This window comes from Qipengyuania sp. NPDC077410 (genome assembly GCF_044543405.1).
Taxonomy (GTDB): domain Bacteria; phylum Pseudomonadota; class Alphaproteobacteria; order Sphingomonadales; family Sphingomonadaceae; genus Qipengyuania; species Qipengyuania pacifica.
This window is the reverse complement of sequence record NZ_JBITWB010000001.1, coordinates 1,159,005-1,176,867: the sequence shown is the minus strand read 5'-3', so window position 1 is coordinate 1,176,867 and position 17,863 is coordinate 1,159,005. Positions and strand designations below refer to the sequence as shown.

17 protein-coding genes and 1 pseudogene are annotated in these 17,863 nt (G+C 62.5%); 3 read left to right on the top strand and 15 right to left on the bottom strand.

Going from position 1 to position 17,863, the window contains the following annotated elements; all coding sequences use genetic code 11:
• Positions 1-83: 83 nt before the first annotated feature.
• Together ACIGGE_RS05850 and ACIGGE_RS05845 are read right to left on the bottom strand one after the other, a co-directional pair.
• A complete protein-coding gene (locus ACIGGE_RS05850) occupies positions 84-716 on the bottom strand; it encodes a DUF2285 domain-containing protein (protein WP_082834723.1) in 633 nt (210 codons plus the stop codon).
• Between the two features lie 4 nt (positions 717-720).
• Positions 721-846, bottom strand: a pseudogene (locus ACIGGE_RS05845) (transcriptional regulator domain-containing protein); the annotation flags it as partial.
• 407 nt (positions 847-1,253) lie between these two features.
• On the opposite strand from ACIGGE_RS05845, the gene ACIGGE_RS05840 reads away from it, so the two are divergent.
• The 3 genes from ACIGGE_RS05840 (at position 1,254) to ACIGGE_RS05830 (ending at position 6,460) form a co-directional block, all read left to right on the top strand.
• Positions 1,254-1,835: a sigma-70 family RNA polymerase sigma factor gene (locus ACIGGE_RS05840; protein WP_216082371.1), complete on the top strand. Its 582-nt coding sequence runs from the start codon at positions 1,254-1,256 to the stop codon at positions 1,833-1,835.
• Positions 1,836-1,955: 120 nt separating this feature from the next.
• Positions 1,956-4,313 carry a TonB-dependent receptor domain-containing protein gene (locus tag ACIGGE_RS05835; RefSeq protein WP_082834725.1) on the top strand — a complete coding sequence of 786 codons (2,358 nt, stop codon included), beginning with the start codon at positions 1,956-1,958 and terminating at the stop codon, positions 4,311-4,313.
• Complete coding sequence (locus ACIGGE_RS05830) at positions 4,313-6,460, top strand: Atxe2 family lasso peptide isopeptidase (protein ID WP_397489670.1); 2,148 nt, start codon at positions 4,313-4,315, stop codon at positions 6,458-6,460. The genes ACIGGE_RS05835 and ACIGGE_RS05830 overlap by 1 nt, the downstream gene beginning before the upstream one ends.
• Here ACIGGE_RS05830 and ACIGGE_RS05825 read toward each other — a convergent pair.
• The 13 genes from ACIGGE_RS05825 to ACIGGE_RS05765 all read right to left on the bottom strand — a co-directional run bounded on the left by ACIGGE_RS05825 (position 6,449) and on the right by ACIGGE_RS05765 (position 17,861).
• Positions 6,449-7,927, bottom strand: a complete 1,479-nt coding sequence (locus ACIGGE_RS05825; RefSeq protein ID WP_397489669.1) for an asparagine synthase-related protein — start codon at positions 7,925-7,927, stop codon at positions 6,449-6,451. The genes ACIGGE_RS05830 and ACIGGE_RS05825 overlap by 12 nt on opposite strands.
• 239 nt (positions 7,928-8,166) lie before the next feature.
• The gene (locus tag ACIGGE_RS05820; protein ID WP_397489668.1) at positions 8,167-8,742 is read right to left on the bottom strand and encodes a lasso peptide biosynthesis B2 protein; all 576 of its coding nucleotides are present in this window, start codon (positions 8,740-8,742) and stop codon (positions 8,167-8,169) included.
• A 96-nt stretch (positions 8,743-8,838) separates the two neighbouring features.
• On the bottom strand, positions 8,839-8,976 hold the full coding sequence (locus ACIGGE_RS05815) for a benenodin family lasso peptide (RefSeq protein WP_156170876.1): 138 nt from the start codon (positions 8,974-8,976) through the stop codon (positions 8,839-8,841).
• 333 nt (positions 8,977-9,309) lie between these two features.
• Positions 9,310-9,546, bottom strand: a complete 237-nt coding sequence (locus tag ACIGGE_RS05810) for a DUF2274 domain-containing protein (protein WP_397489667.1) — start codon at positions 9,544-9,546, stop codon at positions 9,310-9,312.
• Entirely contained in the window at positions 9,543-10,721 is a 1,179-nt protein-coding gene (locus ACIGGE_RS05805; protein ID WP_397489666.1) for a TrbI/VirB10 family protein, read from the bottom strand. Before ACIGGE_RS05805 ends, ACIGGE_RS05810 begins: the two co-directional genes overlap by 4 nt.
• On the bottom strand, positions 10,718-11,719 hold the full coding sequence (gene trbG, locus ACIGGE_RS05800; protein ID WP_397489665.1) for a P-type conjugative transfer protein TrbG: 1,002 nt from the start codon (positions 11,717-11,719) through the stop codon (positions 10,718-10,720). Before trbG ends, ACIGGE_RS05805 begins: the two co-directional genes overlap by 4 nt.
• Positions 11,719-12,399: a conjugal transfer protein TrbF gene (trbF, locus tag ACIGGE_RS05795; protein WP_010240179.1), complete on the bottom strand. Its 681-nt coding sequence runs from the start codon at positions 12,397-12,399 to the stop codon at positions 11,719-11,721. Before trbF ends, trbG begins: the two co-directional genes overlap by 1 nt.
• Positions 12,400-12,405: 6 nt before the next feature.
• Complete coding sequence (gene trbL, locus ACIGGE_RS05790) at positions 12,406-13,719, bottom strand: P-type conjugative transfer protein TrbL (protein WP_010240177.1); 1,314 nt, start codon at positions 13,717-13,719, stop codon at positions 12,406-12,408.
• 1 nt (position 13,720) lies between these two features.
• Positions 13,721-14,047: a putative entry exclusion protein TrbK-alt gene (gene trbK-alt, locus ACIGGE_RS05785; protein ID WP_050775919.1), complete on the bottom strand. Its 327-nt coding sequence runs from the start codon at positions 14,045-14,047 to the stop codon at positions 13,721-13,723.
• A gap of 6 nt (positions 14,048-14,053) precedes the next feature.
• Complete coding sequence (gene trbJ, locus ACIGGE_RS05780; RefSeq protein ID WP_372519974.1) at positions 14,054-14,800, bottom strand: P-type conjugative transfer protein TrbJ; 747 nt, start codon at positions 14,798-14,800, stop codon at positions 14,054-14,056.
• Complete coding sequence (gene trbE, locus ACIGGE_RS05775) at positions 14,797-17,259, bottom strand: conjugal transfer protein TrbE (protein WP_060703633.1); 2,463 nt, start codon at positions 17,257-17,259, stop codon at positions 14,797-14,799. Before trbE ends, trbJ begins: the two co-directional genes overlap by 4 nt.
• 3 nt (positions 17,260-17,262) lie before the next feature.
• Positions 17,263-17,538: a VirB3 family type IV secretion system protein gene (locus tag ACIGGE_RS05770; RefSeq protein WP_010240658.1), complete on the bottom strand. Its 276-nt coding sequence runs from the start codon at positions 17,536-17,538 to the stop codon at positions 17,263-17,265.
• Positions 17,538-17,861 (bottom strand): TrbC/VirB2 family protein, encoded by a 324-nt coding sequence (locus ACIGGE_RS05765; protein ID WP_369813978.1) that lies wholly within the window; start codon positions 17,859-17,861, stop codon positions 17,538-17,540. The genes ACIGGE_RS05770 and ACIGGE_RS05765 overlap by 1 nt, the downstream gene beginning before the upstream one ends.
• Positions 17,862-17,863: the final 2 nt, after the last annotated feature.

Here is a 17,863-nt window from a genome sequence, read left to right as displayed (position 1 = left end):
GGTCCGGTTCCAATCCGGGCGCTCCACACAATCAGCGGCATGCCCCAAAGAAAAGCATAATACATTCAGTGCGTTTGAAAAGATCAGAAGCGGCTTTGACGAAGCAGGCCGAGATAACCGTGTGACGCCATTCTTCGTGCTTCGGCGACGAGACGCTGGGTCTGCCGGCGTTGCGATGATGATTTCCAGTCTATGGCGCGTTGCTCCGATAATCCGCGATAAACGAGGGTTCCCGCAATCTCTCGCAGAGTTGCACCCTCAGGCACTCGGCCCAGAGTATCGAGTATGGCAAGCAGCAAGCGGAGGCGATGGGACTGATAGGCGGTGGGCCGCAACTGGTATCGCTTGCTGGGCACAGCGGAACCAGCAACGCAGCAATGAAATGCATCGATCGCCGCTAGCCTAATCGGAACCCACTGGTCTTGAGGGATCAGGTAATTGTCTCCACCCAACCGGGCTGAGGCCACAGCGAGCAGCCGGTGACGAGCGCCACCACCGGCGAGGATCAGATGATCTCCCGCATTGCTCGTTCGTTTGGCGATCAGGTCGCACGCTCCGCGCGCCACTGCTGCGCCGCTACCGCTTGTAATTACAACATGGGGATTTTCTCCGGCTTGCCAGATCGCCGGATGGCTGCGAGCTGAAAGGTCGGGATCGATCGGGAAATTCAAGGCCCCATGAACGCGCCATTCGACGGCAAGCTGGGGATTGCGCATCAAAGCCGCTTACGCTGGCAATCCGGGCGTGTTGCTGCCGGTAGGCGGGATTGCGGCGCAAGAATTCCTGCGCGAAATCCGAAAAGTCGAATCCGCTGGTCCGGTCGTTGCTGTCAAATGGTCGAGCCATGAAGCACCTCCTTTCTCGCCGGTTGCGCTAGAGGCGCCAGCATCGCGCCGACATTCCAAGACCAAGGTATCCACTTCCCCAATAGTGGGCATATTTGATCGGGCGCTCGGCGGGACCGGAGCGCTCTTAGAGAAGGCGATGACCGCTGCCACAAGCGCGTCCGAAACGGCTCTACTTACCTCTTGCAAGCCGTTCCCATGTTGGGCAGATTGACAGCGCGCGGATTGATATTCTGGCACCATCCGCGTGGATCCTCCCGCCGGACATCATGCACGCCGGTCCAGCGCAGGCCCGGCGGCCGAACCGATCAAGGGGCACAAACCAGGCCCCGGACGACGGCACAGACCTGGAACCCGCAAGCAGTTCGCCATGCGAACTCTGCTTGCGGTCGCCTCCAAGTTCGAAGCATGACTCAAATTGCCGCCGAAATTCGGCACCAATCTCCCCAGTGTGTGGGCCCCGTATATTGCGCTGCGAAAGTAAGCCGAACGGTCGGTCGCCACCGCACACTCGATCGACTTTATCGTGAGGAACGCACTGGACTGATCGCATATCTCGCGCGCCGCGTGGGCTCCGAGCGCGCCCACGACCTCGCACAGGACGTGTTTCTGCGTGCAGCGACCAGCAGACAGCTAACGGAACTCGTCAATCCGGCGGGCTTTCTGAGGCGGATTGCGTTAAATTTGCTGGTGGACGAGGCGCGGCGGCAAAAGTGCCGGGTCAGGACCCAGCCCCTTCTGGAAGACGCAGACGCGCCAAGCCGCGCCGCTCAAGAAGATGCCGTGCACGTCCGTGAAGCTCGGCAAGCACTGGAAATCGCGCTCGGGGAGCTCCCGCAGAAGACCGCGCGTATCTTTGCAATGAACCGTATCGAGAAGAAATCCTACCAACAGATCCATCTCGAACTCGGCATCGCGCTGCCAACAGTCGATTATCATATGATGAAAGCCCTTGCGCATTTGCGGCAGGCCTTGGGTCACATCTCCTGATTTCAGGCACCCGGTTCAAAAGGAAAACTGAAAACTTAATTTCAATTGAAACTAAGGTGTTCGCGAAAATGAGCGTCATCCCCTGTAGCGGCCCGACCGCGCCAGAACAGGGAGACCCTTATGCCGTCGAAAATTCGCACGCTTTCCATTCTTCTAACCGGGGCAGCATTTGCAGGTGCCGCTCCTCCACTTTTCGCCCAAGACAGTCCAAGCGAACAGCCACAAGATGACGCTACCGAGGTTGGCGATACGGCTTCGGACGGCGAAAGTTCTGCGATCGTTGTCACGGGAACGCGAATCCGAGGCGCAAGGGTGATCGGTGAAGTCATCGAACTTGATCGCGAGACGATCGTCGAGGCCGGGCAGGTAGATCTGGGTGAAGCAATCCGCAGCTTACCCCAAAATTTCTCGGGCGGTCAGAACCCCGGAGTGGGTTCGGGTGCCGGGCTTATCAACAGCAATGTAAACTCTGCGGCCAGTGCGAACCTGCGCGGTCTGGGTCCCGATGCAACGCTTACGTTTCTCAATGGCCATCGCCTTCCATACGATTCCGCCTTCGCAGGGGTCGATATTTCGGCAATCCCGCTCGCGGCGGTAGAGCGGATCGAGGTCGTCCCGGACGGCGCGTCGGCGCTTTACGGATCCGACGCTGTCGCCGGCGTGGTCAACGTAATCCTGCGCCGGGATTTCGAAGGCGTGGAAACATCGGCCCAGATCGGCGCGAGCACCGATGGCGGGTATTTTCGCCAGCAGGCCGATTTCGTCGGTGGATCCCGGTGGGATGGCGGCGGATTTTTCCTCGCCTACGATTTCACCAACAACTCCGATATCGAGGCGGGGCAGCGATCCTATGCGGCCGCGCTCGACCCCGAGACCACGCTGTTTCCGTCGCAGGAACGGCATGCCGTCACGCTTTCCGGACATCACGAAATATCACCCGGTATCGAGGCAAGCGTGGACGCACTTTATTCGCGGCGCAGCTCGGTTCGCATCACCGGGTCTTCCACGCTCCGCCAGACCGCAGATCCAGTGGTCGAATCCTACACGCTCGCACCGTCGCTCAAGGTCGATATCGGATCTTCGTGGCAGCTGTCGGTGCTCGGCGTTTTTGGACGGGACAGGACGCGCTACCGCACGACCTTTACACGGCCGTCTGGTCCGACAAGCGTGACCGAAGGCTGCTTTTGCAACGAGGTACTATCGCTCGAAGCCGGTGCGGAGGGGCCACTCTTTGCATTGCCAGGAGGCGATGCGCGCCTCGCAATTGGTGCTGGCTTGCGCGATAATTCGCTCGATTTCTCGCGCTCGGAAGGCGGCAATCTCGTTATCGCTTTCGACGAAGCGCAGCGGGCCCGCTTTGCCTATGGGGAGCTGTTCCTCCCGTTGGTGTCGTCGCGCAATGCGATCGGAGGTATCGATGAGCTAAGTGTTTCGCTGGCCGCTCGTCATGAAAGCTATCCCGGTCTCGACAGCCAGACCACGCCGCGCATCGGCTTGGTCTACGCGCCCTCACCAGGCTTGACCCTACGGGGAAGCTGGGCGAGATCGTTCAAGGCTCCAACGCTTTACCAGAGGTTCATTCCGTACCAGACCATCGTGCTGCCAGCGTCGATCTTCGGCGCGGGTACGGCTCCGCAAACCGTCTTCGTAACAAGCGGCGGCAACCCGGATGTGACATCGGAACGTGCGCGCAGCTGGACAGCCGGTTTCGAATATCGTCCGCCGTCAGTGCCGGGTTTGCTCGTGTCGGCCACCTGGTATGACATTCGCTATCGCGACCGGGTGGTTCGCCCGATTGCGGGATCGGTTGTCGCCGGTTTTCGCGATCCGGGTTATGCAAGCCTGATCGATTTCTCGCCCGATCCCGCAATCTTTTCCGGGCTGATCGAAAATTCTTTGTTCGGCCTCGAAAATTTTTCCGGATCGCCCTATGATCCGGCCAATGTCGTAGCCTTCATCGACAACCGCAATCGCAATGTCGCCGTCTGGGCAGTCGAAGGGATCGATGCGCGGATTTCGTGGGACCACGACCTCGGTAACCAGCGCAGACTGGGCCTGGAAGTCGCTGGCAGCTGGCTCGACAGCAACCAGCGCCTGAATTCCGACCTACCGCAGGTTCAGCTCGCCGGGACGATTTTTAATCCGCCGCAATTCCGCGCACGAGGCGTGGCCCGTTTCGAAGCCGGCACTTTCAAGGCCAATGCGGCAGTCAATTATATAGGAGCACTGGAAGATCCGCGCTTCGGCGTGGCGGAACGCCTGTCGCCAAGCGCCACACTCGATCTTGGCGTGAGCTACGATGTGATCGGTGGCGAAGGGCGCAACCCCGGACTCACATTGTCGCTGACCGTGCAAAACGTGTTCGATGACGAACCCGAGATCATTGGACAGACGGGCCCGACCGATACGCCTTTTGATTCGACGAACTACTCCCCGATCGGACGGTTTATCGCTTTCGGAATCCGGAGGCACTGGTAATGTCGCTGGCCCTCGCTGCAGCGCTGTCCCAATCCATCGTTCCGCGCGTGGACCTGCCGCCGCCGCAAGAGGATCCGTGTGCAGGTTTCGAAGAGGCAGAGGATCTATCGGGCAGTGGCCAGCGGGCCTTTACGCTCGATGACCAGGTCAGGATGGCGGACATCGGACGCGCCAATCCGGTCGGCGCTGCGCGGGCCTTCGGTGTAGCGCCCGACGGCGAGCACATCGCTTTCGTCGTAAAACGCGCAAATCCGGAAGCCAACGGCTACTGCCAGAGGCTTATGATTGCGACGATGGACGGAAGCGGTGCCGCCGTCGAGGTCGACCGGGGCGGCGAATTCATCCGCGATGATTTCCGATTGCGCGACTTCCCCGCGATTATGGGCGGATGGGACAGGCCCAATCCGCCCCGCTGGTCGCCGAACGGTTCCCAGATCGGCTATCTCAAGAGGCTGAACGGTTCGACCCAGGTATGGCTGGTCGATCCTGACCGAACGGTACCACCGCGACAGGCGACCGCCGTTCCCGATAATGTCGATAGTTTCGCATGGACGAACGACGGAACTGCACTGATAGTCGCGACGCGTCCCGGGATACGCATCCAGTCAGAGGCTATCGCACGCGAAGCGGCCGAAGGATTTTTGTTCGACGAGCGTTTCTCGCCGCAATTCGCCGATCGGCCAATTCCGACCGGACAACTCGAAACGCACTATAGCTACGTGTCGCTGGCGGATGGCGAAGTGCGGGTCGCGAGTTCGCAAGAAACGCGCCTGCTCTCGGGCGAAGCGCCAGAGGGCCTCCCGGATAGACCCCGCGCCTATGCCGAGAATGGTGACGGAGTTGCGGCGTGGCTCGAGCCGAGCGAGCCCACGCGGCTGATCAGCCCCACTAGGCTTGTCGTCGCGTGGCCTGATGGCAATCGCATAGTCTGCGAACAAATGGCCTGCGAAGGGATTCGCGAGCTGTGGTGGGCTAGCGATGGAGCTTCGCTGCTCGCTCTTCAAGCTACTGGTTGGGCCAACAGTCAGACCGCCATTCTGCGATGGAAGCTTGGCGAGGCGCAACCGCGCCAAACCCTGCTTACCGAAGACGCGCTGGTCGGATGCATGGTGGTCGGCGGCGAATTGCTGTGCGGCCGCGAAGGGTTCGGTCAGCCTCGCCGTCTGGTTGCAATCGATGTCGTCACCGGTGCAGAGCGCCTCGTACACGATCCCAATCCGCAGCTTGAAGATAGGACCTTCGGGACCGTTGAGCGCCTCAGGTTCCGCAATGCTTTCGGGGCCCAAAGCTATGCCGATCTTGTCCTGCCACCGGACCACCAGGCCGGGCAACGTCATCCCTTGGTCGTCGTGCAATATACAAGTGTAGGGTTCCTGCGCGGCGGTACCGGGGACGAGGTTCCCATCCATCCGCTGGCCAACCGCGGTTTCGCCGTGCTCAGTTTCGACCGTCCGGACTTCTCTGCCGCGGCGCTTGGCGCGACCACCGAAGAAGAACTCACCCGCGCCAACCGCGCAAACTGGATTGACCGTCGCAGAGTCCATTCCTCGCTCGAGACTGCGATCTCGCTCGCTATAGATACCGGTGCGGTTGATCCTGCACGCATGGGCATAAGCGGCTTTAGCGATGGCGGGTCGACCGTCCAGTGGGCGCTGATCAATTCGGAGCTGTTCCGGGTCGCGTCGATGGGCTCTTGCTGCGAAGACATGTATTCTTACCCCCTCGCCGCAGGTCCGCGCTTCACAGATTTCGTACGGGCGATGGGATACCGCCATTTCGAGCCGGGTAGCGAAGAGTTCTGGAAACCGATGTCGCTTATTCTCAATGTCGATGATGTCGATGTGCCGATCCTGATCCAGACCGGGGACAGTGAATATGAAGCGGGCCTCGATGTTTTCGAGACCTACTCGCACCGCGGGAGACCGATTGAGCTCTACGTCCTGGAAGATGAGACCCATATCAAGTGGCAGCCCACACACCGTCAGGCAATCTACCGGCGATCAGTGGAATGGTTCGAATTCTGGTTGATGCAGCGGATCGATTGCGACCCGGCAAAGGCCGGACAATATGCGCGATGGTTGGCAATGGATGGCGCGCCGGCCCGGGAGGACCTACGATGCTTGGATGGTCGTAGCTCAGCCCCATGAGCGCGACCAGTTCTCGGCCTCGACGAGGTCCAGCAGGCGGTAGACCATCGATCCGCGCCGCGATGTTTCGAGCGTGAAAGCCTGCTCGACAGCTGCGCGATCAATCACGCCCTGTTCCGCCAGTAAGCCGTCGAGAAGCAGGTCACGAAGCACGGCGCGATGACTGTCGAAGGCGCCTCGAATGAAACTGTCGGGTCCCGCCTTGGAGGTGCGATCGAGAACGCTGCGAGGAAGCAGGTCCGAGAAGGCTGCGCGGGCAAGCGCACGGTTCTGACCGCCTTTCACCCAGGCCCAGGTGGGGACGCCGAGGCAGAATTCGAGCAGGGGCTGGCTCATCAGCGGGGAGAAGCGCGCTGGCCCGGGACCGAAGCCGTGTACATGATGCTGCGCGCGCATGATCAGCGCGAGGTGATCGTGTTTGCCTGGGTGGCGCCAGGTCGACAGGCGATGCCACGGCGTCAACGGTACGGGTGAGTCCTCCAAGATGGCCGCATCGGCAAGCAATCGGCTGTCTGGCGCCCAATCCTGTTTCGAATGGCCTCCCATCAGACGCTTGCCGGTCGCGCGCAGCATGGTCGGAACATCGCAACCTGTGACACAGCACATGTCTGGCAGAGTTTCGAAAAGCGCCGCCCTTGGCCCCTCGTTCCGCAGCCGGTCTACGATCGGTGCTGCGGAATGGAGAAAACAGAAGAGATTATCACCGCCATTGCCATCTAGGACGATGGCTTTTCCCAGCTCTGCAGAACCCGCGGCGAGCAGGGCGTCGACCGCCGTCAGAAACCCCTTTCGACCGGGCCGCGAAAGACCCGCGGATGAACATGCGGTGGGACGGTAATAGGCCGGATCATAAACCCGCCGTGTGAAATCCGCATCCAGATGATCGGCAAGCAGCCGGGCATAATCGCTTTCGTCGCCGCTGCTGTCGGAGGTCGCCAGCGTGATGCATCCAAAATCCCTGTCGCCAGCGGCGAGTGCGGCGCACAGGAAGGACGAATCCACTCCGCCCGAGGTGGCGACAGCCACGGGTCCTAACAGGTCTGTCCATGCACCACAGGTCCGGGTTGCCAGTTCTCTCAGCTCTGCGGCAGCATCGCCCAACGACGGAGCGCGCCCTTGAGGAAGATAGTCCGAAGCACTCCAGACCGGCTGCTCAAGTTCCTGGGTGCCGCCGGTCACCAGGAGCGTACCTGGGGCAAGCTCCTCCACGCCCGCCAGGCACGTCTGCTTCTGCCGCAATTCGGGATAGCGAAGGAACAACGCGAGCGCGGCCCAGTCGACCTTGAGGCGATCTCCAAGAACTTCTCCGAGCAGATAGGTATCGGACGCAAACACCACATGCGTCTGGCTCATTCTGCGGTAGACCGGAAACAGGCCAGAGGGATCGACCAGCAACGCAAGAGTGCGGCGCCCCGGATCAGGCAGGATCGCGACGTAGGCACCCCAATAATTCCGAACAAGCCGCATGGCGGTGGCCTGGGCGGACTCGGATTCAGGTAGCGGGACGGCGTCGACCGTTCGGGCAGTTTGTGCAGAGAAGACGCACCCGATCAGGAAGCCGTGCGTTCCCAGACTGGCTTCGGGAGTGTCATCGCTGGTCCAGAATGAAGCATTATCATCGCAAACATCGTCAGGACTTGCGCTTCTGCGAACGACCGGCGGGACGCCACGCCGACGCGGGACGGCAAGCACGAAGCGGCCCTGTTTCAAATTATCAGTATCGGCGTGTAGCGCCGAACTTCTTCCAAGCTGTCATTCAGCACAATGTCGCCATGCTGGACCCAGGCGTGGGCACCGAACGGCCGGTCCTTCACGCCAATAACAAGATGCGTGCGCAGTCTCAGCTTGGCGAGGCGTAATTTCAACGCGATCGAACGCGGGAGACAGCGGTCTGCGGCCGAACGCAGAAGGCGGGCTTGCTCGAAAGCACGTACTGTGGGACCCGACCGGGATTTGGTGGAATGGCGCTGCGTGCGTTGCTCGGTCAGGTGGCGAAGTTCAACGAGGACCGTCTGGAATGATGTCCGCGCAAGGCGATGTTCGATCCGGCGCTGAGACCAGACAGCTGCGGCCACATCGGCCAGCCGGAAAGGTCCTTCACCAATATCATGGGAAACACGCTGCGGGACGAGCCAGGCCGCAGGGCGCGGCAGTGGTGGCGGCTGATGCCAGGACACCGTGGCTTCGATGCCGAGCCTTTCGAGAAACACGTGCTGCACTCCGTCCGCCAACGCAAAATAGCGGTCCCGCGCGATGTCCAGAAAGATGAAACGTTCGCTCACCTTGCACCACGCGAGAGCCTCGGGATCCGGATTGACCATGAAGTTTGTACGAGGAGAAGGGGCGCGGCCAGGTCCGGCACGCGCCCCTCGCGAGCTTCAGTCGTCAGCCATGCCGGTGGCATAGGACAAACGACCGCCGCTCACATCGATGTCGAACAGGGCGTCGCCCTTGGTCTCCTCGGATGCGCTGCCGAGATCGATGATCTCTCTCTGGATTGTGTCGAGTTCCTTCATTGATCACTCCTCTGCTTTGATCGCGACTCCAATCGTCGCGGTCAGAGCATGAAGAGCATGGCCAGATGGGGCCAACTTATAATGGAATTATAAACAGATAGTCCGACAAACGAGGTGCGACCGGGTGATGGAAGCACTCGTTGGCAAGTGCATCGATGGTTTTAGCGAGGAGCCTGGACATGAGCATCGCCACCCGGTCGCGAGGAACCTGAATTCCCGATCCGACAGTAGAGCCGATCATGTACAGGAATACAGAGCAATTCTACCTATTGGCACATTTCTTATCCAATACTGGTTAAGAGAAACCAGAAAAAGTCCGGACAGTCTCAGAACTTATCGACTTGATGATGCATGCGTTCTTCTGCGTGCCTTGGCGAAATCCCGGTCACTGGCGACGAAGCGCTCGATCATTGGTGGGATCAGAGCTGCGGGCTCGGGTGCACCCTTTGAAACGCCGCCATTGAGCACGTTCCCATATTCGACCAGCCGGCGATGGACCCGCGCAGGGATCTCTATCGTCAGCTTGACGGGCTTGCCATCGGTAATGTCGGAGAGCTTGAGCCGGGTCATGCTCCACCCTCCAGCACAATATCGCGCGTCACCAGAACGCGTACGGGAAAGCCGGGACGGATCGTCAGCGTCGGGCGGATATCAAGCTCGCGTGCAACGACCTGCTCGCCCGCGCGATTGATGCTGTCCTGGCTGCCGCGGCGAACAGCGCGCAGCAGGTCATCATCTCCGCCTGCGCCGAGTTCGCCGCCAATCCCGAGCAAAGTGGAAACGAGCGCCGCCTTGACGACACCGCCCCAATGGTAATCGACGCCGTCCTCCAGTCCAGCATAGCCCGAGGGATCGGCAACTGGCTGACGATCGAGCACAATCGAGCGACCATCAGGCAGGATAAGCCTGGTCCAGGCCAGCAGCACCCGGCGTTGGCCGAATCCGACATCGGACTCGTATTCACCGATCAGGCGCGCACCTTGCGGGATCAGAAGGTGCCGCCCGGTCAGGCTGTCATAGACATTCTCGGTCACCTGCGCAGTCACCAGGCCGGGCTGGTCCGATCGGATACCGGTAATCAGCGCTGCCGGAATGATCGACCCGGCCTGAAGCAGCGCGCCAGATGGCACCGCCTCGAGCCGCTGCAAAGACGCTGTCCGCGTGTCGGCAGGCCGTTCGAGAAAACTCGGCCGCGCGGTCGAGACGGTTGGCTGACCTGGTGCTGGGGGTTGCGGCCCAGCACCCGAAGCTGCCGGACCGGAATTGGCGGCGGGTGTCCCGCCGCCGAAAAACAGGCGACTGCCGCGCGCCGCCTCGCGTTCCTGTTCTAAGCGTTCGCGCGCCATATCCTCGGGGCTCGGCGCCGCCCGCTGTGACGGTGTCGGAGGCGGGGCGCCGACCGGTGGAAGCGCGGCAACTGCCCCGCGATCCTGAGCCTCGAGGATCGGTTGACCGAGATCGCCCGGCAGCGGCGGCCCTAACCTCGGAACCTGCGAATAGTCTGCCGGGGCAGTGGCAAGTCCGTCTGCCACAGCAATCCCCTCGGTGTTGACCAGCTCTTCGCCAAAATCCTGCGAAGCCGGTTGCAGGGCGTAGAGCAGTATACCGCCAAGCACGGCCAGACCCGCGGCGCTGGCAATGCCGATAGCCTTGCGCGAGAGCCTGACCACGCGCGGTCCTTCCCCGCGCAATTGAACGATGCTTTCGGCATCGGGTGGCGGCTCGGTCTTGCTTTCCTCGTTCACGACCGCCCCCGCTTGCGGTTTTCAATCTTTACGCGGACCTGTCTGCGACCGGTACCGAGGCGCAGTTCGGCCTTGTGGAAGAGGCGGTCGACGATGAGATAGCGCCCGGCGATCCGGTAGTTGACTAGCTCGGCTGCGCCATCCGCGCCCACCACGAAGAACGGGGGCATTTCGCCCTGGGCGATATCGGGTGGAAACTCGACCAGGGTCCGCTGTCCGTCGTCGAAGACCCGTAGCGGGCGCCAGTCAGGCTTGGCACCCGAGATGCGGTACTCGAAATTGAGCGCCTCAAGCGTGAACCCGTCGGCGACTGGTGTGGCTCGCGCCGCTCGCTCTTCTTCAAGGCGCAGCGCGATCAGTTCGTCTGCCGGATAGGACCAGCTGACCGAGGCCATATAGATGTCCGGATTGGCGCGCAGTTCGATATGATAGGTGCGGCGGTCGGTATTGATGACCAGATTGGTGGCGATGTCGGGCCGCGTCGGTTTGATAAGGATATGCACCCGCTGCGTCGCTCCCGAGCCGCTCAGCGTGTCGCCGATCATCCAGCGCACGGTATCACCTGCAGCGACCGGCCCGGGGCCGACCAGCGTTTCGCCCTCCTGCAAGGCGATGTCGGTCACCTGCCCGGGTTTGGCGTAGACCTGGAACAACGCACCTTCGCGATAGGCATAGCGCTGGATGGCATTGTCAAATCCGGCATTGTCCGGTTCGATCCTGGCGGCCTCGTTCGCCGCTCCCACATGGCTCTGAGGATCAGGGGCGGGGTCAGAGGCAGGGGAGCGGCGCGCGGCAGTGGGGGAGGCCTGCCGCGAGGGGGTGTTGGCATATGCAATGGCCTGAACAAGGCGGGATGCATCGGCGAGGTCGAAGGCGGTGATCGCCCGCGATGCGGCCCGGGCCTGCGGCGCAGGCGTCGCTGACGCGGGCGATCCGGCAAGGAGTAGAACGCCGGCTGCGAGCAGCGCCGGACGGGAGAATTGAAGTAAGTGCGTCATCAGCCAAGCTCCTTTGACCAGTTGATCGAGGTGACGAAGATCCCGAGCGGATTGCTGGTGAGCGCGTCGGGCGTTCTGGGAGGCTGGACGGCAACGCCGAGGATAGCGGTCCAGCGAGTGGTTTCGGCGAGCGCGCCGTCGCGGTAGCGCCGCTCGACCCAGGCCACGCGGAAGCTGCGCGGCGAGGCTCGGATCACGCTGGTGACATCGACCGCAACCTGTTCGCGGCCGATTGCCGCGAACGGGTCGTTGGCCCGCGCATAATCGTTGAGCGCCAAGGCGCCCTTGTCGCTGGCGAACTGGTAGGCTCTGAGCCAGTTCTCGCGCACCACAATCGGATCGTCGGGGATAGCGCGGACATGCTCGATAAACCGGGCGAGGTGAAAGGCGATCTGCGGATCGGTCGGCTCGTAATCCGCAGCGGCAGGAGCGACGGTGCGGGCCTCGCCGAGCCTATCGACCTCGACCACCCAGGGCACGATGGTGCCGCGCGCATTCTGCCACACGAGCCCGCCCGTCAGCGCTGCCGACAGGCCGAGGGCGCCGAAAAAGGCGTAGCGCCAGCTCTTTGCCTGGACGCGCGCGGAACCGATGCGTTCGTCCCAGACCTGCGCCGCGCGCTGGTAGGGCGTCTCTGCTTGAGGCGTTTTTGCGTAGCGGATCGAAGGCCGTTTGAACATTGAAAGCTAATCCTTCTCTTTGGTGTCGATGGAAGCGCCTGCACCGTGGCCATCACCGGAGCGCACGGTGTGCGCGGCAAGCGAGGCCGAGTGCCCCAGGCTCTGCCTGTGCTTCATGGACCGCGCCCAGGCCGGCGGGCCGTTCGTCTGTTCCGGATCCGGTGACGAAGCACCGTGAGCGGGCACGATGCGGCCACCCATGTTCCCGACCGACGCACGCGCCCCGTCGCGGAAATTGCTCCTGGCGCTGTCTGCCGCTTTGCGTAGCGGCGACATGGCGGCACCGCCTGCTGCGCGGCCAACACCCGCCATTCCGCTTGCAACCGCGGCGCCGCCGCTCTTGCCCGCCGAACCGGTGGCATAGGCCATGGTCGCACCTCCGGCAGCGCGCGAGGTGCCTCGCGCGACGGAAGAGGCAGCACTGGCGACCGCGCCGCCCGCAAGTTTGGCACCGGCCACGCCGCCAACCGCAGCACCGCCTGCAAGAAGCGCGGTGCCTGCGGCAGCGCCTGCACCGAGCTGCGGACCGCCCGCGACAATGCCATTGGCGATCCCCGGCCCGAAAATGCCCAGACCAAGCAGGGTGAGGCTGGCGAGCACGATGGCCAGCGCATCCTCGATGGTCGGCTCGCCGGGGATGGCGCCGGTGAATTCGGCGAAGAGCGTCGAACCGATGCCGATGATGACGGCGAGAACGAGAACCTTGATCCCCGAGGAGACCACATTGCCGAGCACACGTTCGGCAAGGAAGGCGGTCTTGCCGAACAGTCCAAAGGGAATGAGCACGAAACCCGCCAAGGTCGTCAGTTTGAACTCGATCAGGGTGACGAACAGCTGGATGGAGAGAATGAAGAAGGCGATGATGACAATCGCCCAGGCGACCAGCAGGATGATGATCTGCAGAAAATTCTCGAAGAAGCCGACATAGCCCATCAAATCGGCAATCGATTCGAGGAGCGGCCAGGCGGCATCGATGCCTACTTGCGCCACCCGTCCCGGCTGCAACAGATCGCTCGCGCCAAGCCCCGAGCCGCTCGCCTTCAGGCCTAGCCCGGCAAAGCTGTTGAACACGATATTGGCGAGCGCGCTCCAGTTGCCGATGATGTAGGCAAAGATTCCGACGAAAAGCGTCTTCTTGACGAGCCGGGCGATGATGTCGTCGTTCGCGCCCCAGCTCCAGAACAGGGCGGCGAGCGTGACATCGATCACGATCAGCGTGGTCGCGATAAAGGCGACCTCGCCAGAAAGCAGCCCGAAGCCGCTGTCGATATATTGCGAGAAGATCGCGAGGAAGCGATCGACAACACCGGTGCCGCCCATGTCAGTTCTCTCCTCTCGCTTCGCGGGAAAAGGACTCAGGCAGCGCCCTGTCGCCGATCCCGGAATAAGCCTCGGGGTGATCGACGCCGAAGAAGCGGCGGCGTTTTTCGGCCCAGGCCGCGCGGCAATCGGGCGAGGACAGCGCCAGTTCGCCCATTTGAGCGCAAGCCCTCAGCTGTGCTGGCAGCGGATCACCGTCGGGCACCCATATGCGCCGGTCAGCTTGCCGCACCGGCGCGGGCTCCTCGCGCAGCTGGACGATCGTCGTCGCGATGGCGAGACCGACGAACACAACGGCACCGATGCGCGCGAGGAGCTTGGTGTCCATCGCGGATCAGTCCGATCCGCCGGGCAGATAGCGCGGACGAATAGCGAGAAACCGCCTCAACTGCTCGCGCGCCTGTGCCTTGGCCGCCGCGCGTTCGGCGGCATCGAGCGCCTGCGCCCGGCCAGTAGCGGCGATCGTGGCGGTCAGGTCGGCCAGCTGGCGGGCCTGCAATGCCAGCAGCTGGTTGCCAGCCTGTGCTGCCTGCAAGGCGCCCGTGGCGGACTGGCTTGCGGAAACGAGGCTGCCGAGCGCTTCGCGCGAACCTTCGATATTGGCAACCGTGCCCGCCTGGACCTTGAGGGCATCTTCGAAAGCCACCACGCTGTTTTGCCAGCGCGCCTCGGCGCCTTCGACCATCGCCCGCTGCGAGGCACCGAGCGGTACGTTCTTGTAATGCTGGTCGAAAGCGCCCTCGATGGTGCGGACATCGTAGGCGATGCGCTGGGCTTCATTCAGCAGTTGCTGGGTCTGCAGGATCTGGTCCTGCAGGGGCTGCACGATCGTCAGCGGCAGGCTCTGAAGGTTCTTCGCCTCGTTGATGAGCGACGTCGCCTGGTTCTGCAGCATGCGGATCTGGTTGTTGATCTGCTCGAGCGTGCGCGCGGCAGTCAGCACGTTCTGCGCGTAATTGGACGGATCGTAAACGATCCCGCCGAACTGGGCGTGTGCAGGCGTTGATACCAAGGCGCTCGTACTCGCCAAGGCGAGCGCGGTGCCCATGGCCAGGCTGCGGACGATTTTTCGAGAGGTCACTTCAGGTCTCCTTCTGATGGGTTTGGGGGGTCGGAAGAGTGCGCATCGCTGCCGAGCAATTCGGCGGCCCAGTGGAGGCCGCGATACCTGAGCCAGTGGACGGCAAAGCCGCTCCGACCATGCTCTTCGATGATGCGGGACATGGCGAGCTGGTCGCTCTTGGAAGAAGCGGCGGCAAAGGCGAGCGCCACTTCGCCAAGGCCCAGTTCGAACAGGCGATTACCGCGAGAGGACTGACAGTAATAATCGCGCTTGGCCGTTGCCCGGCTGAGGATTTCAATCTGGCGGTCGTTCAGCCCGAAGCGGCGATAGATACTCAAAATCTGGGGTTCGACCGCCCGGTCATTGGGCAGGAAGATTCGCGTCGGGCAGCTTTCGATAATCGCGGGCGCGATCGCCGAGGTCTCGATATCTGCAAGGCTTTGAGTGGCGAAAACGACGCTCGCATTCTTTTTGCGCAGGGTCTTGAGCCATTCGCGCAATTGCGCGGCGAAGGCCGGACTGTCGAGCACCAGCCAGCCTTCATCGATGATGATGAGCGTCGGCGAGCCGTCGAGGCGGCCTTCGATACTGTGAAACAGATAGGACAGCACGGCAGGCGCAGCCGCCGATCCGGTCAGCCCTTCGGTCTCGAACGCCTGGAAACTCGCTTCGCCCAGCCGTTCGCTCTCGGCATCGAGGAGCCGTCCGAACGGCCCGCCGACGCAGTAGGGGGCAAGCGCCTGCTTCAATGCCTGCGATTGCAAAAGGACAGCAAGCCCGGTGAGCGTGCGCTCAGCGACCGGCGCGCTCGCCAGCGAGCTCAGCGCCGACCACAGATGATCCTTGGTTTCCGGATCGAGTGCGACGCCCTCCGCAGCGAGGATCGCCTGAAGCCATTCCGAGGCCCAGTTGCGCTGTGCCGGCTCATGGATCCGCGCCAACGGTTGCAGCAGGACTGGCTCGTCGCTGTCCTCGGAAAGACTCGATCCCAGATCCTGCCAATCGCCGCCGCACACGAGCGCGGCCGCACGGATCGAGCCACCGAAATCGAAAGCGAAAATCTGCGACCCGGCATAGCGGCGAAACTGCAACGCCATCATTGCCAGCAAGACCGATTTGCCCGCCCCGGTCGGACCGACGACGAGGCTGTGTCCGACGTCACCGACATGAAGCGAAAACCGGAACGGGGTCGAGCCTTCGGTCTTGGCGTAAAACAACGGCGGCGCGTTGAAATGCGCATCGTGTTCCAGTCCGGCCCAGACAGCCGAAAGCGGCATCATATGCGCAAGGTTCAGCGTCGAGATCGGGGGCTGGCGAACATTGCCGTAGACATGGCCGGGCAGCGATCCGAGCCAGGCCTCGATCGCATTCATGCCTTCGGTCACGCAGGTAAAATCGCGGCCCTGGATGACCTTTTCGACCAGCCGCAGCTTCTCGGCGGCAAGCGCCGGTTCCTCGTCCCACACCGTAACGGTCGCGGTGACCAGCGCGAGCCCGACATGGTCGGCGCCCAGCTCCTGCAGCGCGGCATCGGCATCCTCGGCCTTGTTGGCGGCATCGCTGTCGACCAGCACCGAAGCCTCGTTGGTCATCACTTCCTTGAGGATCGCGGCGACCGATTTGCGCTTGGCGAACCACTGGCGGCGAATTTTCGAAAGCAGCTTCGTCGCATCGGATTTGTCGAGCATGATTGCCCGCGTCGACCAGCGATAGGCAAAGCCTAGCGCATTGAGTTCATCGAGCAGGCCGGGGAATGTCGCGCTCGGAAAGCCGATCACGGTCAGTGTCCGCAGATGGGCCGCACCCAGGCGCGGTTCGAGACCGCCGGTCAGCGGCTCGTCGGCAAGCAGCGCATCGAGATGCATCGGGGTTTCGGGAACGCGTACATCGTGCAGTCGCGTCGAGATGCAGCTGTGAAGATAGCTCAGGGTCTCGCCATCATCGAGCCATTGGACCTCAGGAAAGAACCCTTCGAACAGGCGCAGCAGCCGGTCGGTCCGATCGGCGAAGCCCTCGAGAAGCTCGCGCGGATCCACGCCTTTCTCGGCCCTTCCTTCGTAGAGCCAGCTTTCAGCCCGCGCGGCATCCTCGGCTGGCGGCATCCATAGGAGGGTCAGAAAATAGCGGCTCTCGAAATGCGCGCCCTCTTCTGCGAACTGCGCGGCGCGCTCGCGTTCGACCAGTGCCGAAGCCGGATCGGGAAAGGCGCAGACGGGATAATCAAGTGCCGGACGGCGCACGGCCTCGACGAAGATCGACCAGCCCGACCCGAGCCGGCGCAGCGCGCTGTTCAATCGAGCGGTCGTGGCAACCAGTTCGGCAGGAGTCGAACTGTCGAGATCCGGCCCGCGAAAGCGGGCGGTGCGCTGGAAGCTGCCGTCCTTGTTGAGCACAACGCCGGGGGCGACGAGCGCCGCCCATGGCAGGAAATCCGCAAGCCGGTCGGCCTTGTTTCGATATTCGCGCAGGGACAGCATGGCTCAGACCTGCAGATGTGCGGGGAACCGCAGATGCCGCCGCGCGACATCGACGAATTGCGGATCGTGCCGGGCGGCCCAGACCGCGACCATGTGGCCGAGCGCGAAAAACGCGGCGCCTGCGATCCACAGCTGCAGACCCAGTCCGATTGCGCCCGCCAACGTCGCATTGGCGATAGCGAGCCCGCGCGGCGCACCGCCGAGCAGGATATGCTCGGTCAGCGCCCGGTGAACTGGAACAGCAAAGCCGTTCGGCAGAGGAGATTGACCGCTGTCCATCAGACCAGCGCTCCGCCGCCGAAGGAGAAGAACGAAAGGAAGAAGGAGGACGCGGCAAAGGCGATCGAAAGCCCGAAGACGATCTGGATCAGGCGCCTGAAGCCTCCCGATGTATCCCCGAAAGCGAGCGCCAGCCCGGTGGCGATGATGATGATCACCGCGACAATCTTGGCGACCGGGCCCTGGATTGATTCGAGGATCGCCTGGAGCGGCGCTTCCCACGGCATCGACGAGCCGGCGGCCTGGGCGGGCGCCGCAAATGCCAGCGCAATGACGCTCCCAACGATCAAAGCGGACAGGCGCGGTCGCGCCCGCGAAAAGATAT